We start from the raw sequence: 14,965 nt of genomic DNA, 5'->3' as shown, positions 1-14,965 counted from the left end.
CCTGGTTCAACCTGTAATATCCATGCCCGGATTAGAGGGCGAAGAGGCGAGGAGGCGCGGGGCTGGGCTGGGCGTGTTCAGTGCCTGCCTGCTATGTCTGTCTATGGTATTGGCGCGACGGTACAATCAGATTTTCTGTTCAATTTCCTTTTGGTTTCAGGTTTTGGTTGGATGACTCGTTAGATTTCCAAGGGGTATGCGCACACGTGTGCGTTCGAATTACCATCGGACGGGTCGCGATAAATGGAAAATGAGGGGATGGTGTCGTGAAGGGGCGTTGAAAATTTATAGTTTTAAATCATATTGTTAGTGTGTTTTTTCGACGATTTTCGACTTTAAAATAGAATTTTTCTGTCATTTATTGGAATTTATGATTAAATCATTCCAGCACGTGATTTGCGCCAAGGCAATGCACACGTGTGCATTCAACGAAATGCAAATGGGAGGAACCCAAATGACGATCAAGAATTCACTTTTTGCGACGGTTGCGATTTCAGGCCTGATGGCGGTTGCGACGGTTGGTTCGGCCCATGCGGCGGGCCGGTTAAATGTTATCTGCTCGGCCGATAATGAATGGTGCGAGATGATGGAGACCGCGTTCGAACTGTCGCATGATATTGATGTTTCGATGGTGCGTAAAAGTTCAGGCGAGGCCTATGCACAGGTTCGTGCCGAAGCGGCCAATCCGAAACTTGATATGTGGTGGGGCGGGACGGGTGACCCGCATCTTCAGGCAGCGGCCGAAGGTTTGACCGAAGAATACAAATCCCCGCAATTGGGTGATTTGAACGATTGGGCGGTCCGTCAGGCCGAAAATGCCAATTACCGCACCGTCGGGGTTTATGCCGGTGCGCTTGGCATCGGGTATAATAATGACCTTCTGGCGAAAAAGGGGCTTCCGGCGCCGAAATGCTGGGAAGACCTGAAAAACCCGGCCTATAAGGGCGAAATTCAGGTTGCCAATCCGAATTCTTCGGGCACGTCATATACTGTTCTGGCGACGCTGGTGCAGTTGTTTGGCGAGGAAAAGGCGTTTGACCTGCTGAAAGAAATTCACAAGAACGTCAATCAATACACCAAATCGGGGTCGGCCCCGATCAAGGCGGCCGCGGTCGGGGAAACCACGATCGGTATCACCTTTATGCATGACATGGTGGCCCAGATCAAACAGGGGGCCAATCTGACCGTGGTGTCGCCCTGCGAAGGGACGGGATACGAGGTTGGCTCGATGAGTATTATCAAGGGCGCACGTAACCTTGAAAATGCGAAAATCTGGGCCGAGTTTGCATTGTCACCGAAAACACAGTCGATTGCCGAAGACGCGCACAGCTATCAGGTGCCGTCCAATAAAGAATCCAAAATTCCCGATGGTGCGCCGCGCCTGACGGAGCTGAAACTGATCGATTATGACTTTGCGAAATATGGGGATGCACAAACCCGCCGTCATCTTCTGTCGCGTTGGGATGATGAAGTCAAAACCGCGCCGCAATAAGCGCGATCTGCCTTAACGGTTCTGCCCGTCCGGTATGGATATGTGCCGGGCGGGCGGGGCCATGCTTCCCAATACGGCGTGCAGGAGAGTTTCGGTGAACCGAATGCTTTGGTTCTGGCTGGTGATCGGCTGGATCGGTTTTGCAATTTTACCTTGGTATCAGCAAGAATACGGGTTCTGGACCCTGGAATGGCTGTTTGACGGCTATCCGATGTATGGCGATTATTCGCCTGCGATCTTGCAAGTGATCCTTCATCAAAAAATTTGGCTGTTGCCGATTGCGGCATTCTTGCTAGCCCCCTTGGTGCTGGCGGGGCGGGGCCGTGCCCATCCGCATTATGCGCGCATTTTGATCGCAAGTGGTTTGGGCGGGCTGGTTTGGCTGGTCGGGCAGGGTTTTGTCATTGGTATTTCCGGCTGGGGATTTGGCGGGCTTGCCACGATATTTGGTCCGCTTGATATCCGGCAATACGGGCTTGGTTACGGTGCGATGCTGACATCGGCCTGCCTGCTTGTGATCATGTGTACCGGGCTTGCCGCCGCAGGTGCGATGCGCGGCGATGTCTTTGTGACCACGGCCATCGGGACGGTGATTGCGCTGGTAGGGTTGTTTGTGTTTTTCCCGATTGCGCGCATTCTTTTGGGATCATTTGTTGATATTGACGGCGCGTTGTCGGGGGCGGCATTTTTCCGTAATTTCCTTGATGACAGCGTCTGGGGCATCGGCTGTCTTTTGGGCGGGGCCTGCGGGGTGGCGTGGAATACCGCGTTTTTGGCGGTTCTGACCGCTGTTTCGACCACCCTTTTGGGGCTTTCCTTTGCGCTGGTTGTAACCCGAACCGGCTTTCGGTTTAAAAAATCGCTGCGGGTGTTGACGGTTCTGCCGATCATCACCCCACCCTTTGTCATCGGTTTGGCACTGATCCTTCTTTTTGGCAGATCGGGGGCTGTGACGCAGTTCTTTGCTGATCTGCTCGGGGTGGAGGCAGGGCGCTGGCTTTATGGCCTCCCTGGAATCTGGCTGGCACAGACCCTGTCCTTCACCCCGATTTCTTTTTTGGTGCTGATTGGTGTGGTCGAGGGCGTGAGCCCATCGATGGAAGAAGCATCCCAAACCTTGCGCGCCGGGCGCTGGCAAACATTCGTTCGGGTGTCCTTGCCGCTAATGCGGCCCGGCCTTGCCAATGCGTTTTTGCTGTCGTTTATCGAAAGCATGGCCGATTTCGGTAACCCGATGGTGCTGGGCGGTAATTTTGACGTGCTGTCGACCGAGATATTTTTTGCCATTGTCGGGGCGCAAAACGATGCCGGGCGGGCCGCCGTATTGGCGATGGTCCTGTTGTTCTTTACCCTGTCGGCCTTTGCCGCCCAGCGGTTTTGGCTGGGTAAGAAATCCTATGCCACTGTTTCGGGCAAGGCCGATAACGGGGCGCATGTTGGGTTGAACAACGGCATGCGGATGGTTTGCTATTGGACCGCCATTCCATGGGCGATCTTTACCATCGCCATCTATGGGATGATTTTCTATGGCAGCTTTGTCAAACGCTGGGGTTTTGACAACACTCTGACACTTGATAACTACAAGGATGCCTTTGGCATTGGTTGGAGCGAGCATGGCATTGTCTGGGCCGGGGCCGCATGGGACAGTTTCTGGACCACGTTAAATATCTCGGCCATTGCAGCACCATTGACCGCTGCTGTTGGTTTGACCACGGCCTATTTGTTGGTGCGGCAAAACTTCCGGGGCAAAAGCCTGTTTGAATTTGGCACGATGTTAAGCTTTGCCATTCCGGGCACGGTGATTGGTGTCAGTTATATTATGGCCTTTAATGTGCCGCCGTTTGAATTGACCGGGACGGGTGTGATCCTTGTGATCTGCTTTATCTTCCGCAATATGCCGGTTGGCGTGCGCGGCGGGATTGCCGCCATGAGCCAATTGGACAAAAGCCTTGATGAAGCGTCGCTGACCCTTGGGGCGAACAGCTTTACCACGTTCCGTCGGGTGATCTTGCCATTGCTGCGCCCGGCCATTGTCGCGGCACTGGTTTACAGCTTTGTGCGCGCCATAACATCGGTTAGTGCGGTGATCTTTTTGGTCAGTGCCGATCACAATATGGCGACATCCTATATCATCGGGCTGGTCGAAAACGGGCGTTACGGCGTTGCGATTGCCTATTGCAGTGTGTTGATCCTTGTCATGTTGACCGCGATCCTTGTTGTGCAGGGCGCGATTGGCAAGCGGCGGTTGCGCCGTGAAGACCGGGTAGAGGCAAGTCTGGATCTGGCAGTACCGGGAAATATGAAAGAGAAGCATCCATGAAATTGAAAACGCGGGCGGGGTCGGTCGTTTTTGACAATGTTACCAAGACCTATGGTCATGGGGCGGTCACCGCGATCGACAATGTATCTTTCACCATTCATCCGGGTGAGCTTGTCACTCTTTTGGGGCCAAGTGGCTGTGGCAAAACCACGACATTGCGCATGATTGCCGGGCTGGAACATGCCACATCGGGGCGCATCCTGATCGGGGACAAGGACGTCACACAGCTTCCGGCGACGGATCGGGATGTTAGTATGGTGTTTCAGTCCTATGCGCTGTTTCCGCATATGACAGTGGCGGAAAATGTTGCTTATGGCCTTAGCGTTACCGGCGTTGCCAAGGCAGAGGCCAAGGAAAAAGCCGAAGAGGGACTAAACCTTGTCGGGCTGGCGGGCTATGGCAGTCGTCTGCCATCGGAATTATCGGGCGGACAACAGCAAAGGGTGGCAGTGGCGCGTGCGCTGGTGCTGGAGCCAGAGGTTTTGTTGCTCGATGAGCCGTTATCAAACCTTGATGCCAAATTGCGCCGTCATGTCCGAACCGAAATCCGTGATTTGCAGCAAAAACTTGGCCTGACAGTGGTTTATGTGACGCATGATCAGGAAGAAGCCCTTGCGGTTTCGGACCGGATTATTGTGATGAACCGGGCGGTGATCGCCCAGCAGGGCACCCCGCGTGAATTGTATGAACAACCCCAATCAGAATTCATTGCCGATTTTATCGGCGATGCCAATCTGGTTGATGGCGAGATTGTTTCTGTTGATGGCGATCTGGCCACAATCGATATCGGCGGTATCAATTGCAATCTGCGCCATCGGGGCCAGTCCAAGGGGCCGGCAAGAATTGCGGTGCGGCCCGATGCGGTGCGGCTTTCGATCCTGTCAGGGGCGGCTGGCGGCGATGTCATTGAAACGTCGCTAAAAGGTCACATTACGCACGCAACCTATCTTGGTAGTCAGATGCAATATTCCGTGACAACGCCGGTTGGTGAATTGTTTGTGATCGATCATCGGATCGACACGCCGATTGCCGCGGGCGAACAGGTTGCCATTGGGTTTTCCGAACGCGGCATGGCCGTTGTTTCGACCAAATAGATCATGAACAACAATACTGTTTCAGGCAGGGACAAAGTGAAAAAAGCATTTTCGGGAATTGATATCGCGGCACGGTTTGAACATGCCAAGGATGTGATCCGCGAAGCAGGCAAGCGCGCGATGGAATATTACGAAGGCGATGCCGCGGACCTTGCAATCGAAACCAAGACCAACGCGCTTGATATGGTCAGCATTGCCGATAAAAACGTCGAGGCGATCATTCGCGACCGGATCGGCGATGCCTTTCCCGAGGATGGTTTCCTTGGCGAGGAAATGGGCATTGAGAAAGGCGATAATGATTGCCTGTGGGTGATTGATCCGATTGACGGCACGGCATGTTTTGTCAATCAGATGCCGACATGGTGCATTTCGGTCGCCCTTATGATTGGCAAGGAAGCGGTGATTGGCCTGATCTATCACCCTTGCGGGGATGAACTGTTCAGCGCCATCAAGGGCGAGGGTGCCAAGGTCAACGGTGAACCAATGCACGCCAGCACGGCCAAGCTTGTCAGTGATGGTATGATGGGCATTGGCATGTCGCACCGGGTGCCAAGTTCGGAAATCGTGCCGGTCATCGGACAGTTGCTGGACGAAGAAGGCATGTTTATCCGCAATGGATCATGCGCGCTGATGATGGCCTATGTCAGTGCCGGGCGTCTGATCGGATATTACGAGCCGCATATCAATCCATGGGATTGCATGGCGGGGATCGTTTTGGTTATCGAAGCTGGTGGCTGGTGCAATGATTTCCTGGATCTGCCCGATGTGCTTGATGCCGGTGGCCCGATCCTGGCCGCGGGGCCAAATGTCGCCCGTCATCTGGCGAAAATGACCGGGGTAACCCATCCCGGGTAATCCCCGTTTGGTCTTGATATTCACATCGTTATGATTGTGCACTGACCAATGCGGGGATTAGGTCCTGACCTTAGTTCCGGGTATTGGTCAGTTGTTCTTTGCGTTCAGCCAACATACGGTATTCAAGGCGTTTTATTTCACGATTGATCGCCTTGATATCAAGCGGTTTGGTGCAATGGGCATCCATACCGGCCTCGCGGAAGGCTGTAAGATTGTCGCTTGAAGTATCGGCTGTTAAGGCCAGAACCGGGATGGTTGCCTTGACGGCATCTTCGAATTCGCGGATTTGGCGGGTGGCTTCGATCCCGTCCATCACCGGCATATGCACATCCATCAGAATGGCATCGAAATCCTGTTGGGTCAGGATATCAATTGCTTCCTGACCGTCAGATGCGGTGGTGATGATATGGCCCTGCTGTTCCAGAAGTTTCTGCGCCAGAATACGGTTGATTTCGATATCTTCAACCAACAACAAGTTGCGCCCGATAACGCCCCGACTGGCCGGGGTGTCAGAACCGGAGTCTTCGACGTCGGGCAGGTTTGACCTTGTCGGGGTTGCCAGAGGCAGGTTTAGATCAAACCAGAAAACACTGCCTTCGCCTTCGGTGCTTTCTGCATCAATCGATCCGCCCATGGCCAGGATCATTTTCTGGCAAATGGCAAGACCAAGGCCCGTGCCGCCAAAGCGCCGCGTGGTCGAGGTATCAACCTGTGTGAAGGCCTCAAAGAGCGACTGAACCTTGTCTGGCGGGATGCCAATGCCTTCGTCGCGGACCTCGATCCGGAAAGACAGGTGTTCATCGGTAATACCGCGAGACGTCACAACAACATGGATATTGCCAAATTTGGTGAATTTGATCGCATTCGAGACAAGGTTGGTCAGGACCTGTTTGATGCGAACCGGATCGCCCATCACCCAGCGCGGCATATCGGTCGGAATTTGCAGATGAATGCGGTTGTTCTGATTGCGTGCCGGAACCATCATCATCGAGACGACTTCTTCGCAGATGCCGTGGATGTCGGTCGGGGTGTTTTCCAGAACAAGTTTTCCGGCCTCGATCTTGGACAGATCAAGGACATCACCGATCAGCGAAAGCACATGTTGCCCGGCACTGTTGATCGTAACCAGATAGCCGCGAATGGTTTCGGAAGGTTCAAGGTTGTCTATGGCATCGCGGGCAAGTTGCGCATAGCCAAGGATCGATGTCATCGGCGATCTGAATTCGTGGCTCATATGGGCGATAAATTCGGATTTGGCCCGGTCGGCCTGTAGCGCCTTGTTCATCGAAACTTCGGCATCACGCCGGGCATTGTCGAGTTCCTGGGTCCGTTGATAGACCAGATCAACAATTCGCCTTTCCGTTCGGGTTAACGACCGCAGATAGATAACAAGAAGGATGCTGATCGTTGCGCCGAAAATAAAGATCGCCCAAGGTTGCCAGTAAAATATTCCGCCGTACTCACCCGCGTCGTTATGCAGGATAATCGTCCAGTCACGATGACCGAATGAAAAATCGGAAACATGCGGATTGAAGTCAATGGCGGTTTGTTTGCGGATTTGATCCATGGCAACGGAAGCCGAGCGGTTGCTGTAGATCAACTGAAGGCCGTCTTCGGCCTTGAGGTCGGCAAGAATGATTTCAAAATCACTGGGCAGGCGGGCGATTTGCTCGGCGCGCCGGATCATATGGGTCAGGCGCAAAATACCAGCAGCAAAGCCCAGCGGAGGACCGTCGGGATTGCGCCGATCAGGGACGCTGAGGAATGCCAAAGCATGGACATTGGTCACGCCCGATTGCACAAGTTTCAGAGGTGGCGTTAGCGTGATTTCGCCTGATATCTGCGCCTTTTCAAGGGCCGCGCGGCGGGTTGGTTCGCTTGACAGGTCAAAGCCAACAGCCCGTTCGTTGCCGGATCGCGGGAAAATATAAAAAATCGGGTAATAAGCATCCTTGATCGGCGCGACGATTTTTTTTCCGTCAACAAAATGACTGATCAAAAAATCTTCTACACCGCGTTGGATCGCCGATTCTTCGATCAATTGGCGGTGTTTCTGGGATATGCGCGGTGCCCATTCCAGTGCGGCAACACCGGGGCGCCGTTCGACCCATGGGCCGATCATGGCATCAAATGTATCTTGGGAAACGCTTGTGTCGACGTCAAACAGTGTCCGAACGGCGACCAAAGAATCTGTTGCGCGACTCAGCTCTTCACGCAGGGATGCCTCGAAGGCGCGTCGGAATAGCTCTGTCTGGTTTTTTCTGGCAGCGTCAATTTGCAGATAGGTATAGCCCGCTGCGGCAATCGAAAGCAAAAACCCCGTTGCCCCGACGACAATCGCAAGGTTTTTCCGCAGACGATGGATTTCGCTGGTAATACGGCCATCTGCGGTGTTTCGGTTTACATGCGCAATATTTTCCATACCCGCCGCCAGCACAAGGGTGCTGAGCGTGACAGCAACAAGATAGCCATACATGTTGGTCAGCGCGGTGCTGAGGTCCGTATTGACAAAGGCGCTGTGGCCGGATGCCGCGAAGACAACCAGGTCAAATGAAATCAGGGCATTGATGATTGTCGTCCCAAACAGGCCAAACCGGATGGCCCCCCACAGGGCAAAGGGCAGGGACACAAACAGGAACATGTATTCCGGGTGCGATATGGTCGGGATCAGATGGACGACGCTTGACGCGATAACGGCGGCCGTGCCGGCACATGCCAGTTCAATATAAAATGCCCGGTCGCGACTGTGGTAATCATGGCTTAGAAGGCGCAGGACAACGGAACCGATGATGATAACCCCGACAAGATCGCCCAGCCACCATCCTTGCCAGATTTCCCGATAATTCGAAAAGTCACCAATAACCGTAAGGCACAGGACAAGCGTTCCCAGCAGTGAACTTATCAGCGGGTTTAGCACGACACCAAACCCGATCATGCCAATTATACCGCGAAAACTGATGCGATCATGGGAGCCAAGGAACCGACGGAACAGGATAACGGGCAGGACGGCTGCGAGTGTGTTGCCACACGCGATCAGGGCGGCTGTGTACACCGGGGCTGATGTGGTCAGATTGACCAGTAATGCCGCGATAAGAACCGCAGGCCAATACCGCCATCCCCATGCAACAAGCGTTGCCAGAGCAATCCCCGACGGTGCCCAGATTAAGGTGACATTGCTGCCGTAATAGGGAAATTGCAGTCCGATATAGCCGCTAATGAAATAGGCGAGCACGATCGTTGCAAAACGAATGATGTCAACGCGATCGGGACGCAACTATTTCTCCTTTCATGCGGATGGGGCAGGATACAGACCTGTGAGCCTCGTCTTTTATGTAAGGTTGGCGAAGTGCAATTGGAATAACCATTCTTATTCTTTATTCGGTATTTGTTCTGTCATTCCATGATCACGGAATTATCAGGGTGTTAGCCTAGGTATTAAAGTTTGGAATTGTTATAATGTATAGCAAAATCCCCCTACTGGCTAACCCATAGTACGCGGGCAATCCAGTCAATATCCTGAGCCGGAATATAGCGATCCTCGTAAGCGGGATTAAGCGATTTAAGCTCGGCCCCCATGGCGCCACGCCGGACAAGTTCCTTGGCCATGACTTCGCCCGCGATGGTTTTGACAACCACCCGATCCTGGGGGCGGATATTGGAGGCCGGGGAAACAACAATCAGGTCGCCATCCCGAAACACCGGCGCCATTGAATCGCCCGAAATTCGCAAGCCATAGGCGGTTGGATCATGCAGGGCGGGAAAGGTGATATCTTCCCATGCGCCGCCAACCGGATAGCCCGCATCATCAAAAAAACCACGATTGCCAGCTTGGGCAAATCCGATGACCGGCACCCGCCCGGCACCATTACCATCTACCAGTTGGGCAAATTCCTGAAAGGTGACATTGGCCACCGACAGCACCTTTGAAATGCTTTCGGTTGAGGGCCAGCGGGGTTTGCCCTGATTGGTGGTGCGTTTGGATCGGTTGAATGTGGTTGGATCAAGCTGCGCCAGACGCGCCAGCCCCGATGGGGTCAGCCCGTTGTCTTCGGCGATCTTGTCCAATGCGCCCCATATTTGCTCTTGCCGGATCATGTTTCATTCTAGCAGTCCGTGATTGGTTGGGAAAAGGAATTAATTCCTTTGGCGGCAAAGTTCTATCGGGTGCGGGAACCGGTTTCGGTTCGGTTGACGACCTGATCGAAAATGTCCGTTTGACCCATTTGACCGCCCTTAAGGATCATTTCAAGCCCGTCAAGTTGTGGATCGCTGCCATGTGCGCGGATCACCGGAACGCCGCGGTCAAAATCCTCGACAAAGGACAGGCTGTCGATGGGCAGTTCAAGCACGGCAAGACTGGATGTATCGCCCCCGGCAATGGCCAGAAAGCCGATGCGGGTCTGTGTGATGACATTGGCAATAAAACGTGCGCTGGCCTTGGCCAGTTCATGCCCGCCGATGCCGTGGGCGGCGTCATCGCCAAGGGTCGCCAAAAGATGTTTGCCATCGGCAAGGACATCCATGCAGGCCTTTGTCATATCGGCGAACCCGGTCGGGTCCATCAGATTTCCCGGCGTGATTTCGATCTTGTGCAAATGTCGGGTGGCGGCAACCTGTTGTGCGGTCAGGGGGGACCGGCTTCCGGCAAAGGCAAAAACCGGACCGTTGCGTTGTGGGATGGGGGCGGGGGCGGTTTTGATTGGCGGGGTATCGTTCGCACGATTGGATGCGGTCAGTGCCTGGGCGACACTGCTGGCGCCAATGCACAGGATTTTGGTGTTGACCGCGATGGCGCGCAGGGCCTGTCCGATTATTTCAAGGTCGTGATTTTCGGCGGCATCGAACAATGTATGCGTTTCCCCCGCTGCCATCCGGTTTTGGATTTCAGCGGTCAGGGCACGTGCGCCACGCCGGATCAGGGTGACATCGATCAGGCCGACATCAGGCCAGCCTTGCGCGTTCAGATGTTGGCGCAGATCGGCTTCTGCCATCGGTGTGACCGGATGGGTGCGCATCACCGGGTGGCGATCAATACGATGAATAGTGCCATTACTTGCCGCGGCAAACAGATTGCCAAACACGCAATAGCGCCCAAGGGACGGTTGCCCGCCAATGATCGCCTGCCAATGCGCATTAATGCCTTTGGCAAAGCAATCGGCGACTTGCGCGATATTGCCGATGCGAGGGGAACTGTCAAAGGTCGAGCAGATTTTGAAATGGTGGATCTTGCCGCCAGCGCCCGAAAGCCCGGCGACAAGTTCATTCATGCGGTTGATACCGTCTTTGACCGACAGGGCGCGCAGCGACGTGGCCACGCCAATCGCATCAAGCCCGGCGATTTCCGGGTGATCCGAAATGCGCGGCGGGCTGAGATACAGGCGGGCGGATTTGCCCGCCCGCGCCAGTGTCGCCAGCGTATCGGACGCCCCGGTGAAATCATCAGCGCAAAAAACGATATCGGCCATATCAATCAGGCCTTATTGCCGTAAAAGGCCAATGCTTCGGCCAATTCCGGGCTGGTTTTGGCCTGTGTTTCAAGGCTGTTACCCGATGCGCAGGCTTCCCAGGCGTGCTGCAAACTGCGAACACCCGCCGCCGGACCCGATGGATGGGCAAGGATGCCGCCACCGGCAAGGAACATGAAATCAGCCGTGCCAACGGCTTTGACCGTTTCCGGCACCGTACCGGCCCATTGACCCGATGAAAATACCGGCAGGACGATGTCATCGGCACCGCCACCGCCACCGCCACCGCCACCGCCACCGCCACCGTCACCGTCACCGTCACCACCACCACCACCGTCACAAAGCGGTTGTCCTGAAAGGCGCGCGCTTTCGGCAACTTCGGCATCGTCGTCACAGAATTTTCCGCCCATACCATGAACATGCATGTGATCGACCCCGGTCAGACGATAAAGCGTTTGATAGGCCGGAAACGCCATGCCCAAAAGCGGATGACGCGACAGCGCCCCAAAGCCATTACGATGCCCATGCAGCAAAAGCGGTGTTGATGCACGCAATGTCTGCAGGGCCGAAAGCCCGACCCAGTTCATGCTGACCATGGCGCATGATCCGCCTTCGTCTTCGATCAAATCGGCATGGCGGCGCATGGCATCGGTTTCATCGGTGATGTTAAAGGCAATCATCACATCGCGGCCTGTGCGGTCACGATAGTTGCGCACCCGTGCCATGATGGCGGGGATGCGTTCTGTCAGGGGGGCCGATGCCGGGTTGGCGCAAACTTCGTCATCCTTGATGAAATCAACCCCGGCCTCGCAAAGCTGTTCGACAAGATCGGCAATATCGTTGGTGCGAAGTCCGACATTTGGCTTGATGATCGTACCAAAGAACGGACGGCCTTCGACCTTCATGCGCGACCGCGTGCCTTGCGTACCGGCGACGGGGCGGTCATAAAGATCGCGATAGCTGGCAGGCAGTTTGACATCAAGCAGCTTAAGCCCGGTGATCTCGCCCAGATCATAAAGATTGCCCGAAACCGTGGCGGCAAGGGTGGCCAGGTTGCGGCCAATATTGCCGGTTGGAAAACCAACCCGGATTTCGGCCCGTCGATAAGGGCCGGTGATGCCCTTTGCCTGTAAAAACGCGCTTTGCAGGCTGGGTTCGGTTGCCGGTGCCAGTTCGGTTACGGACAAAACCTTGGCGGCACAACGTTCGCGCAATTCCTCGGTTTCCCCGGCAACGCGGACAAATGTGCCGCTGCTTTGTTCGCCCGCGATAATGGCGGCGATCTTGGCCGGGTCAAACGGGGTTTCAATCAGATAGCGGGCTTCGATCAAATCCATGACTTAGATTTCCGACAATGACGGGAAGGGGCGTACAGGATCATTCCCGTTCCAGCCGATAGATTCTTCGTAAATGGTCTTGAACAGGCGGCCTTTCGGACCGACAACTTCGGATAATTCAATCACGGTGCCCGGATGGTCTTCCTTGTCAAAATAAACGAACCGGCCGTTTTCGCCGACCGTGCCGCTCATTTTTACTTTGAAGCCCTGACTTTCCATAAGCGCAAGGTCATTATCGAAATTCTGCGTCCAATAGGCGACGTGTTGAAGGCCGGTATGACCCGCCTTTTGGAAATCACGATACATCGATGGTGCGTCATTGCGGGTCTGGATCAGTTCGACCTGAACAAAGCCCGAATTGGCCAGTGCGACGGAATTGTGCACCTCATAAGGGTTGCCGTCGTAACGGTAATCTTCAATCGGGACTTTCGGGTTATAATACCAAGGGCCGACGCCCATGGTGGTTGCCCAATAGTCCATCGCGGCCTCGATATCGGGCACGACATAGCCGAGCTGGCGAATTTCGCCCAAAAACTTGCTCATAATTCCTCACTTATCCAAGAAGGTTTGGCAACCAGGTTGAAATTGCCGGTATGCAGGTGATCGCCAGAAGCGACACAAATAACGGGATCAGGAACGGCAGCGCCCCACGGATGACCCGGTGCAGCGGCATCTTTGCGATGATGCTGACCATATAAAGGCTCATACCGACCGGCGGTGTCAGAAGCCCGATCATCAGGTTCAAGACAAAGACGATGCCCAGTTGCAGCGGATCAACACCAGCCGCCGTCAGGGCGGGGGTGATGATCGGGGCAATGATCAGGATGGCGGCGATTGATTCCAAGAACATGCCGACAACCAGCAACAGCACATTGACGATAAACAGCAAGATCAACGGGTTGTCAGACAGATCAAGCAGAAACGCACTGGCGGTTGCGGGCAATCGGTCCATGGTCAGGACCCAGGCAAACAGGGCGGCGGTGGCAACGATGAACAACACGCTGCCGGTGGCATCGACCGTGTCACGTGCAGCCGTAACGACGCGTTTGAAATCGAGTTCGCGATAGATGAACTTGCCGATAAACAGGGCATAGGCCACCGTGACCCCGGCGACTTCGGTTGGGCCGAAATACCCCGATATCAAACCGCCGATCAAAAGAACCGGTGCGGCAAGGGCGGGCAGGGAGACGATAAATTTGCGGCCAAAGGCAGCCCAGTCAAATTTGACATCGTCACGCGGTAATTTGTGGATGCGCGCCATGACCCCGACTTGAATCATCAAAAGAGCGGTGATCAGAATGGCGGGCACAATCCCGGCAATCAGCAATTTAACCGCGGATACATTGGCGACCGAGGCAAAGATAATGATCGGGATGCTGGGCGGAAAAATCGGACCGATGGTGGCGGCCGCCATGGTGATGCCCGATGCAAATTCGGCGCTGTAACCTTGTTTACGCATCATCTTGATCTGGATCGAACCAAGGGCGCCGATATCGGCAAGGGCCGCACCCGAAACACCGGAAAAGATCAGACTGACCAGAACGCTGACCTGTGCGGTACCGCCCCGGATCCAGCCGACGATCATGCGCACCAGTTCAAACAGATGGTTGGTGACGCCCGATGTGCTGAGAAGGCTTGCGGCAAAAATAAACAGTGGCACTGCCAAAAGCGGCGTTGAATCAAGCGCATTGACCGTGCGCTGGGCCAGAACTGTCATCGGCAGGTTAAACAGGATCATGACGACGGCGGATGACAGGCCAAGGCAAATGGCAATCGGCAACCGGATCAGCATCAGAACCAGAAACAGGACAAGAAGTGTCGCGCTCATCATGGGTTTGGATCCTTGTTGGGCGCGGCGGTATCAATATCATCGCCGTCGGCTTCTTCATGATGGGCGGCGGGTTCGGTGCCGGTCACAAGGCGATAGATCGCAACCGCCAAAAGCATTCCAATGCCAATCACCGCCGGGGCATAAACCACAAAGTTTGAAAGCCCCATGGATGGGGTGGAAAATTTGCCAGCGCGTAAAAGGAATTTATAAAGCGCAAACAGGAATACAGCCGAAAAACCCGTGATCAGAATGTAATTCAGGAAGCGCAAGATCGCTTTGCCGCGTGGACGTAGCGCGCTGTAAAGCAGATCAATTGCGATATGACGGTTATGAAGCATCAGGGCCGGAACGACGAAGAACACCAGCGCAATATTTGAAATGCGCGCCAGTTCATCGGCCCAAGGCAGGCCAAGATCGAAAAGATTACGCAGGATCACCTGACCGACGACAAGGACCGTCATCAAAGCCAGCATAAGCATCGCCAGTAATGTCAGGATGCGGCAAATGTGATCCAGCCCCCGATAGATCGGGGAATTCCTGTTGGGCATGACAGACCCCGAATAAGGGTGAC

General features: G+C 54.6%; 11 protein-coding genes. 4 read left to right on the top strand and 7 right to left on the bottom strand.

The annotated features are described in order from the left end of the window. Positions 1–454 precede the first annotated feature (454 nt). The 4 genes from TALK_RS13120 to TALK_RS13105 all read left to right on the top strand — a co-directional run bounded on the left by TALK_RS13120 (position 455) and on the right by TALK_RS13105 (position 5,761). Complete coding sequence (locus TALK_RS13120; RefSeq protein ID WP_281251298.1) at positions 455–1,492, top strand: ABC transporter substrate-binding protein; 1,038 nt, start codon at positions 455–457, stop codon at positions 1,490–1,492. A 103-nt stretch (positions 1,493–1,595) separates the two neighbouring features. Continuing rightward, a complete protein-coding gene (locus TALK_RS13115; RefSeq protein ID WP_211274823.1) occupies positions 1,596–3,812 on the top strand; it encodes an ABC transporter permease in 2,217 nt (738 codons plus the stop codon). Next, a complete protein-coding gene (locus TALK_RS13110; protein ID WP_085619566.1) occupies positions 3,809–4,906 on the top strand; it encodes an ABC transporter ATP-binding protein in 1,098 nt (365 codons plus the stop codon). Before TALK_RS13115 ends, TALK_RS13110 begins: the two co-directional genes overlap by 4 nt. Before the next feature lie 36 nt (positions 4,907–4,942). Continuing rightward, complete coding sequence (locus TALK_RS13105) at positions 4,943–5,761, top strand: inositol monophosphatase family protein (RefSeq protein WP_085619564.1); 819 nt, start codon at positions 4,943–4,945, stop codon at positions 5,759–5,761. A gap of 70 nt (positions 5,762–5,831) precedes the next feature. Here TALK_RS13105 and TALK_RS13100 read toward each other — a convergent pair whose 3' ends face one another. The 7 genes from TALK_RS13100 to TALK_RS13070 form a co-directional block, all read right to left on the bottom strand. Further along, the gene (locus tag TALK_RS13100) at positions 5,832–9,035 is read right to left on the bottom strand and encodes an MASE1 domain-containing protein (RefSeq protein ID WP_085619562.1); all 3,204 of its coding nucleotides are present in this window, start codon (positions 9,033–9,035) and stop codon (positions 5,832–5,834) included. A gap of 200 nt (positions 9,036–9,235) precedes the next feature. Further along, the gene (locus TALK_RS13095; RefSeq protein WP_085619560.1) at positions 9,236–9,856 is read right to left on the bottom strand and encodes a LexA family transcriptional regulator; all 621 of its coding nucleotides are present in this window, start codon (positions 9,854–9,856) and stop codon (positions 9,236–9,238) included. Between the two features lie 62 nt (positions 9,857–9,918). Next, positions 9,919–11,226 carry a four-carbon acid sugar kinase family protein gene (locus TALK_RS13090; RefSeq protein WP_085619558.1) on the bottom strand — a complete coding sequence of 436 codons (1,308 nt, stop codon included), beginning with the start codon at positions 11,224–11,226 and terminating at the stop codon, positions 9,919–9,921. A gap of 5 nt (positions 11,227–11,231) precedes the next feature. Continuing rightward, on the bottom strand, positions 11,232–12,563 hold the full coding sequence (locus TALK_RS13085; protein WP_085619556.1) for a RuBisCO large subunit C-terminal-like domain-containing protein: 1,332 nt from the start codon (positions 12,561–12,563) through the stop codon (positions 11,232–11,234). 3 nt (positions 12,564–12,566) lie between these two features. Next, complete coding sequence (locus TALK_RS13080; RefSeq protein ID WP_085619554.1) at positions 12,567–13,106, bottom strand: VOC family protein; 540 nt, start codon at positions 13,104–13,106, stop codon at positions 12,567–12,569. 10 nt (positions 13,107–13,116) lie between these two features. Beyond that, positions 13,117–14,394 (bottom strand): TRAP transporter large permease, encoded by a 1,278-nt coding sequence (locus TALK_RS13075; RefSeq protein WP_211274818.1) that lies wholly within the window; start codon positions 14,392–14,394, stop codon positions 13,117–13,119. Further along, positions 14,391–14,942, bottom strand: a complete 552-nt coding sequence (locus TALK_RS13070; protein ID WP_211274817.1) for a TRAP transporter small permease — start codon at positions 14,940–14,942, stop codon at positions 14,391–14,393. Before TALK_RS13070 ends, TALK_RS13075 begins: the two co-directional genes overlap by 4 nt. Positions 14,943–14,965: the final 23 nt, after the last annotated feature.

Source organism: Thalassospira alkalitolerans (genome assembly GCF_002115745.1).
Taxonomy (GTDB): Bacteria; Pseudomonadota; Alphaproteobacteria; order Rhodospirillales; family Thalassospiraceae; genus Thalassospira; species Thalassospira alkalitolerans.
The sequence above is the reverse complement of the archived record's forward strand: the minus strand, read 5'-3'. Positions and strand labels throughout refer to the sequence as shown.